This is a genomic window from Flavobacterium sp. JAS, from assembly GCF_020991455.1.
Classification (GTDB): Bacteria; Bacteroidota; Bacteroidia; order Flavobacteriales; family Flavobacteriaceae; genus Flavobacterium.
The window spans coordinates 1-326 of sequence record NZ_JAJMOX010000065.1 but is presented as its reverse complement, the minus strand read 5'-3'; the positions used below and the strand labels follow the sequence as shown (position 1 = coordinate 326).

Annotated in this window: 1 pseudogene; it reads left to right on the top strand. The window is 31.3% G+C overall.

Annotated features, from left to right (window positions below):
- Positions 1 to 326 (top strand): annotated as a pseudogene (locus tag LPB88_RS23760) (HlyD family secretion protein); the annotation flags it as partial.

The window sequence follows — 326 nt, the reverse complement described above, 5'->3', positions numbered from 1 at the left end:
GACCAAAGTACCACACTGGATGATACGTTGGGGAACAGTCTTGATATTTGCTATTATATTTTTGCTGTTTTTTGTGTCCTGGTTTATCAAATATCCGGATGTAGTAAATACCGAGATTGTGATTACAACTAATATTCCGCCAGAGAAAATAGTTTCTAAGTCTTCTGGAAGAATTGAAGCTATTTTAGTAAAAAATAAAGAAGTAGTTCCAAAAAACACAACATTGGCAATTATTGAAAATACAGCCAATTACAAGGATGTTTTTTTACTGAAAAGTATTGTTGACAAATATAATGTCAATGATTCAAAAAAAGCCTTTCCGTTTA